14 protein-coding genes and 1 pseudogene are annotated in these 14,541 nt (G+C 57.2%); 9 read left to right on the top strand and 6 right to left on the bottom strand.

The features are described 5' to 3' along the window. Nucleotides 1-157 precede the first annotated feature (157 nt). The 6 genes and pseudogenes from hemA to kdsA all read left to right on the top strand — a co-directional run bounded on the left by hemA (nt 158) and on the right by kdsA (nt 5,202). The gene (hemA, locus tag P349_RS16325) at nt 158-1,414 is read left to right on the top strand and encodes a glutamyl-tRNA reductase (RefSeq protein ID WP_024907067.1); all 1,257 of its coding nucleotides are present in this window, start codon (nt 158-160) and stop codon (nt 1,412-1,414) included. A gap of 41 nt (nt 1,415-1,455) precedes the next feature. After that, nucleotides 1,456-2,538 carry a peptide chain release factor 1 gene (prfA, locus tag P349_RS16320; protein WP_021240360.1) on the top strand — a complete coding sequence of 361 codons (1,083 nt, stop codon included), beginning with the start codon at nt 1,456-1,458 and terminating at the stop codon, nt 2,536-2,538. After that, complete coding sequence (gene prmC / locus P349_RS16315; protein WP_032647632.1) at nt 2,538-3,368, top strand: peptide chain release factor N(5)-glutamine methyltransferase; 831 nt, start codon at nt 2,538-2,540, stop codon at nt 3,366-3,368. The genes prfA and prmC overlap by 1 nt, the downstream gene beginning before the upstream one ends. Before the next feature lie 8 nt (nt 3,369-3,376). Further along, nucleotides 3,377-3,460, top strand: a pseudogene (locus P349_RS26760) (siroheme synthase); the annotation flags it as partial. A gap of 41 nt (nt 3,461-3,501) precedes the next feature. Beyond that, nucleotides 3,502-4,311 (top strand): invasion regulator SirB1, encoded by an 810-nt coding sequence (gene sirB1, locus P349_RS16310; RefSeq protein WP_032647631.1) that lies wholly within the window; start codon nt 3,502-3,504, stop codon nt 4,309-4,311. A gap of 36 nt (nt 4,312-4,347) precedes the next feature. Next, entirely contained in the window at nt 4,348-5,202 is an 855-nt protein-coding gene (kdsA, locus tag P349_RS16305; protein WP_023335996.1) for a 3-deoxy-8-phosphooctulonate synthase, read from the top strand. 107 nt (nt 5,203-5,309) lie between these two features. Here kdsA and chaA read toward each other — a convergent pair whose 3' ends face one another. Next, nucleotides 5,310-6,410: a sodium-potassium/proton antiporter ChaA gene (gene chaA / locus P349_RS16300; RefSeq protein WP_024907071.1), complete on the bottom strand. Its 1,101-nt coding sequence runs from the start codon at nt 6,408-6,410 to the stop codon at nt 5,310-5,312. Nucleotides 6,411-6,680: 270 nt separating this feature from the next. Between chaA and chaB the strand changes: the two genes are divergently transcribed. Both chaB and P349_RS16290 read left to right on the top strand, forming a co-directional pair. Beyond that, entirely contained in the window at nt 6,681-6,911 is a 231-nt protein-coding gene (gene chaB, locus P349_RS16295; protein ID WP_032647629.1) for a putative cation transport regulator ChaB, read from the top strand. A gap of 177 nt (nt 6,912-7,088) precedes the next feature. Continuing rightward, nucleotides 7,089-7,784 (top strand): gamma-glutamylcyclotransferase, encoded by a 696-nt coding sequence (locus P349_RS16290; protein WP_032647627.1) that lies wholly within the window; start codon nt 7,089-7,091, stop codon nt 7,782-7,784. 30 nt (nt 7,785-7,814) lie between these two features. On the opposite strand, the gene P349_RS16285 is transcribed toward P349_RS16290, so the two are convergent. From P349_RS16285 to P349_RS16275, 3 genes are all read right to left on the bottom strand, one after another. Continuing rightward, nucleotides 7,815-8,054, bottom strand: coding sequence for a DUF1883 domain-containing protein (locus tag P349_RS16285; RefSeq protein ID WP_024907074.1), 240 nt, complete (start codon nt 8,052-8,054; stop codon nt 7,815-7,817). A 194-nt stretch (nt 8,055-8,248) separates the two neighbouring features. After that, the gene (locus P349_RS16280) at nt 8,249-10,033 is read right to left on the bottom strand and encodes a methyl-accepting chemotaxis protein (RefSeq protein ID WP_032647625.1); all 1,785 of its coding nucleotides are present in this window, start codon (nt 10,031-10,033) and stop codon (nt 8,249-8,251) included. 106 nt (nt 10,034-10,139) lie between these two features. Beyond that, nucleotides 10,140-10,493 carry a DsrE/DsrF/TusD sulfur relay family protein gene (locus tag P349_RS16275; RefSeq protein WP_032647623.1) on the bottom strand — a complete coding sequence of 118 codons (354 nt, stop codon included), beginning with the start codon at nt 10,491-10,493 and terminating at the stop codon, nt 10,140-10,142. Nucleotides 10,494-10,670: 177 nt separating this feature from the next. Here P349_RS16275 and P349_RS16270 point away from each other — a divergent pair, with 177 nt between their 5' ends. After that, the gene (locus tag P349_RS16270; RefSeq protein ID WP_032647622.1) at nt 10,671-12,077 is read left to right on the top strand and encodes a YchO/YchP family invasin; all 1,407 of its coding nucleotides are present in this window, start codon (nt 10,671-10,673) and stop codon (nt 12,075-12,077) included. Between the two features lie 3 nt (nt 12,078-12,080). Here P349_RS16270 and narL read toward each other — a convergent pair whose 3' ends face one another. Continuing rightward, nucleotides 12,081-12,731, bottom strand: coding sequence for a two-component system response regulator NarL (gene narL, locus P349_RS16265; protein WP_008499531.1), 651 nt, complete (start codon nt 12,729-12,731; stop codon nt 12,081-12,083). Next, nucleotides 12,724-14,520 carry a nitrate/nitrite two-component system sensor histidine kinase NarX gene (narX, locus tag P349_RS16260; RefSeq protein ID WP_032647620.1) on the bottom strand — a complete coding sequence of 599 codons (1,797 nt, stop codon included), beginning with the start codon at nt 14,518-14,520 and terminating at the stop codon, nt 12,724-12,726. The genes narL and narX overlap by 8 nt, the downstream gene beginning before the upstream one ends. Between the last annotated feature and the right edge of the window lie 21 nt (nt 14,521-14,541).

Raw genomic sequence — 14,541 nt, forward strand, 5'->3', positions numbered from 1 at the left:
TGCTAGCGTCGAAGGGGGCTACCGTCTACGTTCAAATTATCTCAAAGCGTTGTGTAACCTATTACTCCGAAAGGGGGCTGTCTCTTTTATTGATCTCGCGCATCCTGTATGATGCGTTCTGCTAACCTTATTAACGCTGGTACTACTCCCGCTCAACATGACCCTATTAGCACTCGGCATCAACCACAAAACAGCCCCGGTTTCGCTGCGAGAACGCGTAACGTTTTCGCCAGATACGCTTGACCTGGCGCTGGACAGCCTGCTTGCACAGCCGATGGTGCAGGGTGGCGTGGTGCTCTCGACGTGCAACCGTACCGAGCTCTATTTAAGCGTGGAAGAGCAGGACAACCTGCATGAAGCGCTTATCCGCTGGCTATGCGATTACCACAATCTCAATGAAGACGAGCTACGCAATAGCCTGTACTGGCATCAGGACAACGATGCCGTCAGCCATCTGATGCGCGTCGCCAGCGGGCTGGATTCGCTGGTGCTCGGCGAACCGCAGATCCTGGGGCAGGTGAAAAAAGCGTTTGCGGACTCGCAAAAAGGGCATCTGAAGGCCAGCGAGTTGGAGCGCATGTTCCAGAAGTCGTTCTCCGTGGCGAAGCGTGTGCGAACCGAAACCGACATTGGTGCCAGTGCGGTTTCCGTTGCTTTCGCGGCCTGCACCCTTGCGCGCCAAATCTTTGAATCCCTCTCCACCGTCACCGTGATGCTGGTGGGCGCGGGCGAAACCATCGAACTTGTGGCGCGCCATCTGCGCGAGCATAAAGTGAAAAAGATGATTATCGCTAACCGCACCCGCGAACGCGCGCAGGTGCTGGCGGATGAAGTGGGCGCAGAGGTGGTTGCCCTGAGCGACATCGATGAACGACTGAAAGAGGCGGACATTATTATCAGCTCGACCGCCAGCCCGCTGCCGATTATCGGAAAAGGGATGGTGGAGCGTGCGCTGAAGTCCCGTCGTAATCAGCCGATGCTGCTGGTGGATATTGCCGTCCCGCGCGATGTTGAGCCGGAAGTGGGCAAGCTGCCTAACGCCTACCTCTACAGCGTGGATGACCTGCAAAGCATCATTTCGCACAACCTCGCCCAGCGTAAAGCGGCGGCGGTGCAGGCGGAAACCATTGTTGAGCAGGAAACCAGTGAGTTTATGGCCTGGCTGCGCGCGCAAAGCGTCAGCGAGACCATCCGCGAGTATCGCGGACAGGCGGAGCAGGTGCGGGATGACCTGACTGCCAAAGCGTTAGCGGCCCTTGAACAGGGCGGCGACGCACATGCAATTATGCAGGATCTGGCATGGAAACTGACCAACCGCCTGATCCATGCGCCAACCAAATCTCTTCAGCAGGCTGCCCGTGACGGGGATGATGAACGCCTGACTATTCTGCGCAACAGCCTCGGGCTGGAATAGCGCCCTATACCCATTTTCTAAGACAAGGTGCACTTACGCCTATGAAGCCTTCTATCGTCGCTAAACTGGAAGCTCTGCACGAGCGCCATGAAGAAGTCCAGGCGCTGCTCGGCGATGCCGGGACCATTGCGGACCAGGAGCGTTTTCGCGCGCTCTCACGTGAATACGCGCAGTTAAGTGATGTTTCTAAATGCTTTACCGACTGGCGACAGGTTCAGGAAGATATCGAAACCGCGCAGATGATGCTCGACGATCCTGAAATGCGCGAGATGGCGCAGGAAGAGTTGCAGGATGCGAAAGCGCGTTCTGAGGAGATGGAGCAGCAGCTTCAGGTGCTTCTGCTGCCAAAAGATCCAGACGACGAGCGTAACGCGTTCGTGGAAGTCCGCGCCGGGACCGGCGGTGACGAAGCGGCACTGTTTGCCGGGGATCTGTTCCGCATGTACAGCCGCTACGCCGAGTCGCGTCGCTGGCGCGTGGAGATCATGAGCGCCAACGAAGGCGAACATGGTGGCTACAAAGAGGTTATCGCCAAGATCAGCGGCGACGGCGTGTACGGTCGTCTCAAGTTTGAATCCGGCGGTCACCGCGTGCAGCGCGTACCGGCCACCGAATCCCAGGGCCGTATCCACACTTCCGCTTGTACGGTGGCGGTGATGCCGGAGCTGCCGGAAGCGGAACTGCCGGACATCAATCCGGCGGACCTGCGTATTGATACTTTCCGCTCCTCTGGCGCGGGTGGTCAGCACGTTAACACCACCGACTCCGCCATCCGTATTACCCACCTGCCAACCGGCATTGTCGTCGAATGTCAGGACGAGCGTTCACAGCACAAAAACAAAGCCAAAGCGCTGTCCGTGCTGGGCGCGCGTATCCACGCGGCCGAAATGGCGAAACGCCAGCAGGCGGAAGCGTCTACGCGTCGTAACCTGCTGGGGAGCGGCGATCGCAGCGACCGTAACCGCACCTACAACTTCCCGCAGGGCCGTGTAACCGACCACCGCATCAACCTGACGCTGTACCGTCTGGACGAGGTGATGGAAGGGAAGCTGGACATGCTGATTGAGCCTATCGTGCAGGAATACCAGGCTGACCAGCTGGCGGCACTGTCCGAGCAGGAATAATGGATTTTCAGCGCTGGTTACGTGAGGCGGCCGGTGAGCTTTCCGAAAGCGAAAGCCCGAAACGCGATGCCGAAATTTTGCTTGAGTATGTGACGGGTAAAGCCCGGACGTATCTGCTGGCTTTTGGTGAAACCGAACTGACCGCGGAGCAGGAAGCGCAGCTCGCCGCGCTGCTTGCCCGTCGTAAAACCGGCGAGCCGGTGGCGCATCTGGTCGGGGAGCGCGAGTTCTGGTCGTTACCCCTGTTCGTCTCGGCGGCGACGCTGATCCCGCGTCCGGACACCGAGTGTCTGGTGGAGCAGGCGCTGGCGCGTTTACCGGCGGCGGCCTGCAGTATTCTCGATCTCGGGACGGGAACAGGTGCTATCGCGCTGGCGCTCGCCACCGAGCGGCCCGACTGCGCGGTGACGGCGGTGGATGTCATGCCCGACGCGGTGGCGCTGGCGCAGCGTAACGTGGAACGTCTCGGGGTCCGCAACGTGACGGTGCTGCAAAGCAGCTGGTTTTCCGCGCTGGAGAATCGCACATTTGCGATGATTGTCAGCAATCCTCCTTACATCGATGAACATGACCCGCACCTTGCGCAGGGAGATGTTCGCTTCGAACCGCTGACGGCGCTCGTGGCCGCCAACGCGGGATTAGCCGATCTTGATCACATTGTGACAACGTCACGGGAACATTTACTTCCCGGCGGCTGGCTGCTCGTGGAGCATGGCTGGACGCAGGGAGAAGCCGTGCGGGCACTGTTTATGCAAGCAGGTTATGACGCTGTCGAAACCTGCCGCGACTACGGCGGCAACGAACGCCTGACGCTGGGGCGGTGGTCTTGAGTTCCGGCTATCTGCCATTTACTGATAAAGGCGTAAGGCTGACTGAAAGGCAGTTTGGCGTTATCATCTACATCGTTTTGAGTTTTATCGCGCCTAAGCGTCATTGTTCGCTCAGGCGTTACTGGGGTAAGTCATGAGGTCCTTAGCCGATTTCGAATTTAATAAAGTGCCGCTTTGCGATGGCATGATCCTGATTTCAGAGATGATTCGCGACGATTTTACGTCGCAGTTTGTCTATGATGAGCTGGAGAATCTGGTCAGCCTGGCGCGTGAAGAGATTAATCAGGCTCGCCCGCAAGACTGGCAACTAGAGAAGCTGCTGGAGCTTTTCTACGGCGAATGGGGTTTCTGCGACACGCGGGGCGTATATCGCCTGTCTGACGCATTATGGCTGGACCAGGTCTTAAAAAATCGTCAGGGCAGCGCCGTGGCGCTGGGGTCTATTTTACTATGGGTCGCACAGCGTCTGGATATTCCGCTGGTCCCGGTCATTTTCCCGACGCAGATGATCCTGCGTGCAGAGTGGCTGGACGGCGAAATGTGGCTCATTAATCCCTTCAACGGCGACACGCTGGATGAACATACGCTGGACGTGTGGCTGAAAGGCAATATCAGCCCGGTGGCCGAACTCTTCAACGAAGATCTCGACGAGGCGGACAACGCAGAGGTCATTCGCAAGCTGCTGGATACGCTGAAGTCTGCATTAATGGAAGAGCGTCAGATGGAGCTGGCCTTGCGCGCCAGTGAAGTACTGCTGCAGTTCAACCCGGAAGACCCGTACGAAATTCGCGATCGCGGGCTGATCTATGCCCAGCTCGACTGTGAGCACGTGGCGCTGAATGATTTGAATTATTTCGTCGAGCAGTGTCCGGAAGATCCTATTAGCGAAATGATTCGTGCGCAGATCAACGCGATCTCGCACAAGCAAATTACACTGCATTAATCTTAATTCCGATTCACACCTGAATAAGGCGATCCTATGAAACAAAAAGTGGTTAGCATTGGTGATATCAAGGTAGCAAACGACCTGCCGTTCGTCCTGTTTGGCGGCATGAACGTGCTGGAATCCCGCGATCTCGCCATGCGTATCTGCGAACACTACGTGACCGTGACCCAGAAGCTGGGCATCCCGTACGTGTTTAAAGCCTCTTTTGACAAAGCCAACCGCTCCTCCATCAACTCTTACCGTGGCCCGGGCCTGGAAGAGGGGATGAAGATTTTCCAGGAGCTGAAGCAGACCTTTGGCGTGAAAGTGATCACCGACGTGCATGAAGCCTCTCAGGCGCAGCCGGTGGCAGACGTGGTTGACGTGATCCAGCTCCCGGCATTCCTGGCTCGCCAGACTGATCTGGTGGCGGCGATGGCGAAAACCGGTGCCGTGATTAACGTGAAAAAACCGCAGTTCGTCAGCCCGGGTCAGATGGGTAACATCGTTGATAAGTTTATCGAAGGCGGTAACGATCAGGTGATCCTGTGTGACCGTGGCGCTAACTTCGGTTACGACAACCTGGTTGTCGACATGCTGGGCTTCAGCGTGATGAAAAATGTCTCCGGCCAGTCTCCAGTGATTTTCGACGTGACGCACGCTCTGCAGTGCCGCGACCCGTTCGGTGCTGCGTCCGGTGGCCGTCGTGCCCAGGTGACCGAGCTGGCGCGTGCCGGTATGGCGACCGGCCTGGCAGGTCTCTTTATTGAAGCGCACCCGGATCCTGCTAATGCGAAATGCGACGGCCCATCTGCGCTGCCGCTGGATAAGCTGGAGCCGTTCCTGAAACAGATCAAAGCGATTGACGATCTGGTGAAGAGCTTCGATGAGCTGGATACCAGCAACTAATAAAAAAACCCGCTTCGGCGGGTTTTTTATTTGCCCGGCGGCGCTACGCTTGCGCGGGCCTACGGGTTTTGTAGGCCGGGTAAGCGCAGCGCCACCCGGCAAAAAGGCTACGCAAATATCGTCATCAGGTACGCAATAAACAAGGCCATATGCGCCGCGCCGTTCAGCACGTTGGTGCGCCCGGTGGAGAACGAAATCTGGCACAGCAGCAGCGAGGCCACCATCACAATCATTTCCGGTGCACCCAGCGCAAACTGCAGCTCGTTGCCCGTCATAAAGGCAATCAGCGTCACCACCGGTACGGTAAGTGATATTGTCGCCAGTACGGAGCCGAAGAACAGGTTCATTGCGCGCTGTACCTGATTGTTTAAGACGGCTTTCAGCGCACCCAGCCCTTCAGGAGACAGGATCAGCAGCGCCACCAGGAAGCCGGTAAACGCTACCGGCGCGTTCAGCTCGGTTAATAGCGTTTCCAGCGGGTTGGCGTTCATCTTGGTGACGGCAATCACCGCAATCAGATGTACGATCAGCCAAACCGTATGCCACGCGCTGCTGTGGGCCGACGGCTTACCGTGGTGCGGGTCATCGTCGTCGCTGTCGTCTTCATGCTCATACACAAACAGGCTCTGGTGCGTTTTGGTCTGAATCAGCAGAAACACGCCGTACATGGCGGCGGAAATCAGTGCGACCAGCAGTGCCTGACCGGTAGAGAAATTTGCGCCCGGCAGCGCCATCGGGAAGACCAGCACGATAATGGCCAGCGGGAAGAGGGCAATCAGATACTGTTTAATGCCGAACAGGTTCATATACTGGGTCGCGAACTTGCGCCCGCCCAGCAGCAGAGAGAAGCCCACCAGGCCGCCCGTCACAATCATAATGATAGAGTAGAGCGTGTCGCGCATCAGCGTCGGCGCGGCATCGCCGGTCGCCATGAGCGCGGAAATCAGGCTGACTTCGAGAATAACGACGGAAAGGCTGAGAATTAACGATCCGTACGGCTCGCCCAGACGGTGGGCCAGGACGTCCGCATGGCGAACGACGCTAAATGCGCTGGTTAAGATGCCGACCAGGGCAAGAATATTGATACCAACGACCACTGGCAGTGACTGACTGCTTCCCCAGAAGAGCAGCACAGCCAGTGCCAGAACCGGGAAAATGAGTGACGTCTCCTTGTGGCGGGTCTTTACCGCCTCGTGTGTTGCTGTCATGTGCTTCTCCATCAATGCAGGTGCTTGTAATTATAGATAGATTTTTGAGGTCATTAAACTAACAGATCTCTGTTAAATACCCTTTATTTTTTACTTAATTTTACCCTTTGTCATAAATTTAATACCTGACTCCTGTAATTGACGGTTTTCATATAATATTTATTAAATAACAATAAATTATATTTGGTTTTAATCCATAAATTAAGGCCGGGTGGCACGTTGCCATATCGTCGTCCACACTTATCTCTTTAAGCAAAAGAGAGGTGAGTGATGCCATATAAAACGAAACGCGAATTACCCGACAACGTGCAAAACGTGCTGCCCGCTCACGCGCAGGATATCTACAAAGAGGCGTTTAACAGCGCCTGGGATCAATACAAAGATAAGGACGATCGCCGGGATGATGCCAGCCGTGAAGAGACGGCACACAAAGTCGCCTGGTCCGCCGTAAAACATGAATATGAAAAAGGAGACGACGATAAATGGCATAAAAAGAAATAGCCGTGAAATAATTCGCTGCCTTCATTTTGACTTTTCAGGCGGTTGAACTGCCGTTGTATTGCAACTGGTCCGCTAATTGCTTATCGTTATTTAACTGCTGGCAAAATGACCAGCACATAATGCCGGGAAGGCGAATTACAGATGTCGCAAGGAAGCATGCAGTGGCGGAGGTGTAAAGTGTTAACGCGTGATTTCTTAATGAAGGCAGATTGTAAGACGGCATTTGGTGCTATTGAGGAATCGCTTCTCTGGTCAGCTGAACAACGTGCGGCGTCACTTGCTGCCACGCTTGCCTGCCGCCCGGATGATGGCCCGGTATGGATTTTTGGCTACGGTTCACTGATGTGGAACCCGGCTCTGGAATTTGTCGAATCGGCAACGGGAACGCTGCCTGGCTGGCATCGCGCATTTTGTCTGCGTCTGACGGCCGGACGCGGCAGCGCGTGCCAGCCGGGACGTATGCTTGCACTGAAAGAGGGCGGACGCACCACGGGGGTGGCGTATCGCCTCCCGGATGCCTCGTTGGAAGAGGAGCTTACGCTGCTCTGGAAGCGCGAGATGATTACCGGCTGCTATATGCCGAGCTGGTGCAAGCTGGAGCTGGACGACGGACGCACCGTCAATGCGCTGGTGTTTATTATGGACCCGCGTCATCCGCTGTATGAAGCGGACACCCGCACGCAGGTCATAGCCCCGTTGATTGCTGCCGCCAGCGGACCGCTGGGGACTAATGCACAATATCTCTTCTCCCTGGATCAGGAGCTGACCCGCCTCGGCATGAAAGACGATTGTCTGAATGAGCTGGTGGTAAAGGTGAAGGCGTTGCTGGAAGGGAACCCGCTCAACGGCACGCTGCGACCGGGCTTTGCCTGATGATACGCCCGGCTCGCCGGGCGTTTATTATTATGCAGCCACGTAGCTGACGGAATGCTCCAGCGACTGGCTGTGGCTGTCGATCAGCACATCCCACGTGCCGGTATACGGTACGGTAAGCCACGCTTTATCATCCTGCACGGTGAGAATATCCGCCTGGGATTGTTTATGTGCTTTCGCACTCATCAGATGAATACGACAGCGCTCTGAGCAACGCACCACTACCGTATCCCCGCCAAACAGCTTCAAACTTGTTTTTACCAGTGCCATTTTTTACCCCGTCGATTTTGCCCATCCCGAGCGTGATATTGTTCACAAATTACTCATTGCATAACACCAAAGCGGGGGGCGAGGGATGATGATTTTGATCAAAAAATGGCATAACGTTTAAACAAAAATGACAAAATTCCTGAAAGCATTCAGCTGGCGCGGGTTTTACCCGGGAAACCCGCGCCGGAATAAAATTAAATGCGGAAATGGCCGGCGGTTTCAGCAAGGTCCCCAGCCTGGCTCTGCAGGGCTCCCGCGGCGGCGGCGGATTCCACTACCAGCTCGGCGTTCTGCTGGACCATCCTGTCGAGATGGGTCACCGCATGATTGATCTCATGAATGCCTTTCATCTGCTCGCTGGTGGCGATGGAGATTTCGCGCATGATGCCGGAGACGCTGCCGATGCTGGAGCGGATCTCGTCCATGCTTTCCCCGGCCAGATGCACGTAGCGGGAGCCGGTGGCCACGCTGTCGGTGGTGGAATCGATCAGCGATTTGATCTCTTTCGCCGCCTGGGCGCTGCGGCTTGCCAGGTTACGCACTTCGCCTGCCACCACGGCAAACCCGCGACCCTGCTCCCCGGCACGGGCCGCCTCGACGGAGGCGTTCAGCGCCAGAATGTTGGTCTGGAAAGCAATGCCGTCAATCACGCTGGTGATATCGCCAATTTTAGCCGACGCGACTTCGATGGACTGCATGGTGCTGATCGCCTGGGATACCACCTCGCCGCCGCGCGCCGCGGCCGCTGAGGCCTTGCTCGCCTGATCGTTCGCTTCTGCCGCCGACTCGTTCGACTGCGTCACGGAGGCGGTGATCTGCTCCACGGCGCTGGCCGTCTCGCGCAGGCTGGACGCCGCCTGCTCGGTACGTCCGGAGAGATCCTGGTTACCTGCAGCAATCTCCTGGGCGGCGTTTTTCACCGATTCACTGGCGTCCCGGAGCTGCACCATCACCACCGACAGCTTATCGCTGAAGGCGTTAAAGGCCTGCGCAATCTGCGCGACTTCGTCCTCGCCGCTGTCCGGCAAACGCTGGGACAGATCGTTAGTCCCGTTGGCAATGTTGTGCATCGCGTCGCGAATGTCGGACAGACGCTTCAGCAAACGGGCAATCAGGAGGTGAACAATGGCCGCGCTCAGCAGTGCCAGGATCACCAGCGAAATCGCCGATGCTTTAAGCAGGGAACGCATGCCGGAGGTGGCGTCGCCGTTGTCGAGGGCGACGACTAGCAGCCAGTTTGTGCCCGGCACGGCTGTCGCCACGAAGGTTTTTTCAGCATCGTTCAGCGTGCCGTCAACCGGGTTACCGCTTTTCAGCGCAGCAAAATCGATGCCTTTGATGGTCTCAGCAAACGGTTTAAGCGTCAGAGCCGGATCGTTAGCGGCAATAACGCTGCCGTCACTGTTCAGAAGCAACCCGCTGCTGGCCGGGGTTGGATGGATCCCGCGTACGTTCGCCACCACGCTGTCCATGGCTACATCGCCTGCCACCACCGCTTTCAGTGTGCCATTCTCTTTCACCGGTATGGCGAAGGTCACCACCAGTTTACCGGTCCCCGCGTCAACGTAGGGCGCGGTGACAACCGGACCGTCCGTACTGACTACCTGCTGATACCACGGGCGAATGGTCGGATCATAATCCGCCGGAACGCCCGCCGGTTCAGAGAATTTCGCCGTTTTGCTGGCGTAGCCGACATAAACGTTGGTGAATCCACCCGCCTGTGCAAGCTGTTTAAACACCGGAACCGGATCGTCACTCAGTGCGACGGTCTGCGCGGAGGCGATCACCGTCATCTTGCTTTTTACCCAGTCGGCAATCGCCATGTTATGGCTGGCGCTGGTGCTGGTCAGGATATCGCGCTGTGACTGCTGGTTATCCTGGCGTGTGACCTGGAAGTTAATAACGGTGTTGAGGAGAAGGGCGACGACCAGACAGCCTGCCGTCGCCGCGATGATGCGTGCACGAATCGATCTGAACATAAGTGAAATACCTGCTGTGTTGTTTCCATGCCTATCGGCAACCCAGCAGGTAAACTTGATGCTGAAACCGCGTCCATAAGAAAATAATATTTTTACGTGTTTATTATTAAAAAGTTAATACTTTATCTGCGGACAGCGTCCACTCGGCCAGCTCAACCAGCGTACCAATTTCTACGCCATCAATCAGCGACAGTCCGGTAATGCCGCGCCCGTCGGTGCAGGTCTTACATAATTTCACCGGCACGTTTTGCGCGGTCAGGATCTCCAGCATCTGCTGAATATTATAACCCTCTGCCGGTTTTTGACCTTTCAGCCCCGCAGTAACCGCGTCGGACATTAAAAAGAGGCGTAACGCCAGGTCGCTCTCTTTTTCACGCAGCGCAATGGCCAGGCGCAGGCTGTTAAAAAGGGATTCACTCCCGTAGGCCGCACCGTTGGCGACGATAACAATCTTTTGCATGTTGACTCCTGTTCTTATAAAGGCACGAATAATATAGGGTTTACCGAGTTTACGCTGCCTGCAGCCGTCAATAAACTTCAGGATATTCCTGAAATTTCCCGTAAGGCTGCAATTCTTTCTTAATAGCGTTAAGGTAAGACGTCTTTTACAAAAATCCAGGCGCTAAACCCGACGTTGATGGCTGTATCGTCTCGCATTCGTTCTCTGCTATTACTCTCCCTTTTGTCGGCCGGAGCCGTTTACGGTGCGCCGAATTCCTTTATGCATCAGGCACAGCACCCCTTTGATAATAACGGGGACAGTCTGCCCGACCTCGGCCTTGCGGCGCCTACGGGCGAGGGGGAGAAGCATCTGGCCGAAATGGCGAAAGCCTTTGGTGAAGCCAGCATGACCGACAATGGCCTGACGACCGGCGAGCAGGCGCGTCAGTTTGCCTTTGGTCAGGTGCGCGACGCGGTAAGCGGGGAAGTGAACCAGCAGATTGAGTCCTGGCTGTCGCCCTGGGGAAACGCCAGCGTGAACCTGCTGGTGGATAACGATGGCAAATTTAACGGCAGCAGCGGGAGCTGGTTTATCCCGTGGAACGATACTAACCGCTACCTGAGCTGGAGCCAGCTTGGCCTGACCCAGCAGACGGATGGCCTGGTCAGTAACGCTGGAATCGGTCAGCGCTGGGTCGCCGGGAAATGGCTGCTGGGTTACAACACTTTTTACGATAATCTTCTGGATGAAAATTTGCAGCGTGCCGGGTTGGGGGCGGAAGCGTGGGGGGAAAATCTGCGCCTGTCAGCGAACTATTATCAGCCCTTTGCCGGATGGCGCGAGCGCTCTGACGTCCAGGAGCAGCGCATGGCGCGCGGATATGACGTCACCGCTAAAGCCTGGCTGCCCTGGTTCCATCATCTGAATACCAGCGTTAGCTTCGAGCAATATTTTGGCGATAACGTTGACCTCTTCAACAGCGGCACCGGCTATCACAATCCTGTGGCGGTGAATCTGGGGCTTAACTATACCCCCGTTCCGTTGGTGACGCTGACCGCTGGGCACAAGCAGGGCGAAAGCGGCGAGAGCCAGAATAACCTCGGGCTGAAGCTCAACTATCGCTTTGGCGTGCCGCTGGCTAAGCAGCTTTCCGCCGATGAGGTCGCCGCCACGCGCTCCCTGCGCGGCAGCCGCTATGACTCGCCCGAGCGCACCAGCCTGCCGGTTATGGAGTTCCGCCAGCGGAAAACGCTGTCCGTGTGGCTGGCCACGCCGCCGTGGGATCTGAAAGGAGGCGAGACCGTTATGCTGAAGCTACAGGTTCGCAGCACGCACGGCATCCGTCAGATCCACTGGCAGGGGGATACGCAGGCATTGAGCCTGACCTCACCGGCGAAAAGCAACAGCACCGATGGCTGGAGCGTGATTATCCCTGCCTGGGATGACCGGGAAGGGGCGACAAACCGCTGGCACCTGTCGGCGGTGGTGGAAGATGAGAAAGGCCAGCGCGTCTCGTCCAATGAGATCACGCTTGCCGTGGTGCAGCCGCTGGTCGCATTGCCTGACGACGATCCGCGCTGGAAGCTGCTGCCGGATGAGTAGTCCTTAAAAAATGCGTTCCTGATGCACCCACACGGCGGCTTCAACGCGAGATTTTAGCTTCATTTTCTTCAGCATATGCTTCACGTGCACTTTGACCGTGCTTTCAGTGATGTCCAGACGGCGGGCGATCATTTTGTTCGGCAGCCCCTGGGCAATGAGCTTGAGAATGTCGCGCTCGCGCGGCGTGAGCTGGCTGACGTCACGGTCAGAGGTGGCGCGGTTGGCACGCAGGCTGGCGGCCAGAACCGGCGTTAAGGCTTCGCTGAGCACCATTTCGCCCGCCGCCGCCTGCTGTAGCGCCTTAAGCAAGTCTTCCGGCTCCATATCCTTCAGCAGATAGCCATCCGCCCCGCGCTTCAGCGCCGTGACTACGTCCTCCTCATGGTTCGACACGCTAAAGACGACGATACGCCCGGAAAGCGATTTTTCCCGCAGCTTGTCGAGGGTCTCCAGACCGTTCATGCCCGGCATATTCAGATCGAGCAGGATCAGATCGGGATCGAGGGATTCGGCAAGCTCAATGCCCTGTTCACCGTTGCTGGCTTCGCCCACCACGGTGATATCGGGTGCCATGCTGACCAGCTGTTTCACGCCAGTACGCAGCATCGGATGGTCGTCGATCAACAGGATGGATGCCGGTTCCTGATTAGTCATGGGTTTCTCCTTGAGCAGTTGTGAGCGGTTTCTCGGGAATAAAGGTGACGACAACTTCCGTGCCGCCCGTCTCTCTCCGGCGAACCTGGCAATCACCGCGCAGGCTTTGGGCGCGGTCTCGCATAATAATTAAACCATAATGGTTAGTGCGTTCGGCATTTTCCGGCACGCCGCGGCCGTTATCGTGAATCGTCAGTTTGACCTGATTATCGTGCTGGCTGACGGTGACCGTGACCGCCGTCGCGTCAGCGTGTTTAAGCACGTTGCTCAGCGCTTCGCGGGCGATCTGCAGTAGATGGATGGCCTGATGGGAGGGGACAAACCGCGGCGGCAGCTGGTAATCCAGCTTCACCGGGAACCCCAGCCGGGCGCTAAATTCGTGACAGCTGGCTTCCAGCGCCGGGCGCAGGCCCGGCTCGGTCAGCTGCAGGCGGAAGGTGGTCAGCAGCTCGCGCAGCTGCACCCAGGAGGTGTTCAGCTCGTTGCGGATCTGGCTGAGCAGCTGCTTGTTGCTTTCGGGCATCTCCGCATCCTGCATCTGCAGGCAGCTCACCTGCATTTTCATACAGGAGAGCGACTGAGCGATAGAGTCGTGAAGCTCGCGGGCGATGGTCGCGCGCTCTTCCATGACGATCAACTGCTGCTGCTTTTCCTGATGCCTGTCGAGCGCCAGCGTGGCCGTCAGCTGTTCAACCAGTGTATCCACCAGCTGCTGCTGGTCGTGGCTGAGGTGACGCCCGGCTGGCAGCGTTGCCAGCAGAATGCCGTACTGAGTGTGGCTGTCCGTCAGGCGCCACTTCAGGGTGGTGCCGCCGGTCGTCAGCGGCGGCAGGCCGCGAGGGCAAAGATGGCAGCCTTTGTCATCGCAGGACATATCCGACTGACAGGTGAATTCCTGGTGGTTATCTTCGTCTTCCACATCGTAGACCCGCAGCTCAAGGTCGTGAAGCAGGGTCAGATTTTGCAGGCCGTTCAGCACCGGCGAGAGACGTTCACATAGCGGTACCTGCATGTGCAGCCGACGGTTGGCCTGCCAGAGGAAGGAGAGGATCTCGTTTTTCTGCTCCAGCCCGGCCGTTTTTTCCTGAACGCGCTGTTCCAGCACCGCGTAGCTTTCGGAGAGCTCTGCCGACATGGTATTAAGCGCCTGGCCGAGCATGGCCATCTCGTTGCGCCCGCTGATGTGCGTGCGCTGGGTAAAGTCGCGTGCGGTGACCGCGCGGGCCATGGCCAGCAGCTGTTTCCACGGGTTCAGCAGCCGCGCGCGGAGCCAGACGATGGTGAAGATCAGCAGCAGCCCCATAAACAGCGCCATGGCCCGGTGTACCATCACCACCCGGTCGATGCGTAATTCGGTGGTCTGGTCGAAAGCGGAGACCAGCGCATCAATGCGGGAGACAAACCCCGCCACGTCCTGCGCAACGGTTTCTGTGCTGCGCGCCTGTTTCAGCCCGGGCTGCAGCTGGGTATGCCAGTAGCCCTGAAGGGCGTTAAGCTGGGATTGCTGACCGGCGCGGATAGCGGCGTTTTCCAGCTCGGGGCTGAAGACCGTGCGCTCCATTTCATCAATCAGGGGACGATCGTCCTGCGTCAGGGGAACCGATGCCAGCAGGCGATAGCTCTGCATGCGTAGCGAGCCTGCCTCGTTGATGGCATGCGCATTACCCTGTACTCCCTGTACCAGCCAGCCGGAGATCGCCATGCCGGTCACACCGATGGCGGTGGACAGCAAAACGATCAGGGCGAGCTGATTCACGAGCGTCAGCGGAGATAAACATCTTTTTAACATAGAGGTGGCGTGCTCCTGACG

This window comes from Enterobacter sp. DC4 (assembly GCF_000568095.1).
In the GTDB taxonomy this organism is placed as follows: domain Bacteria; phylum Pseudomonadota; class Gammaproteobacteria; order Enterobacterales; family Enterobacteriaceae; genus Enterobacter; species Enterobacter pseudoroggenkampii.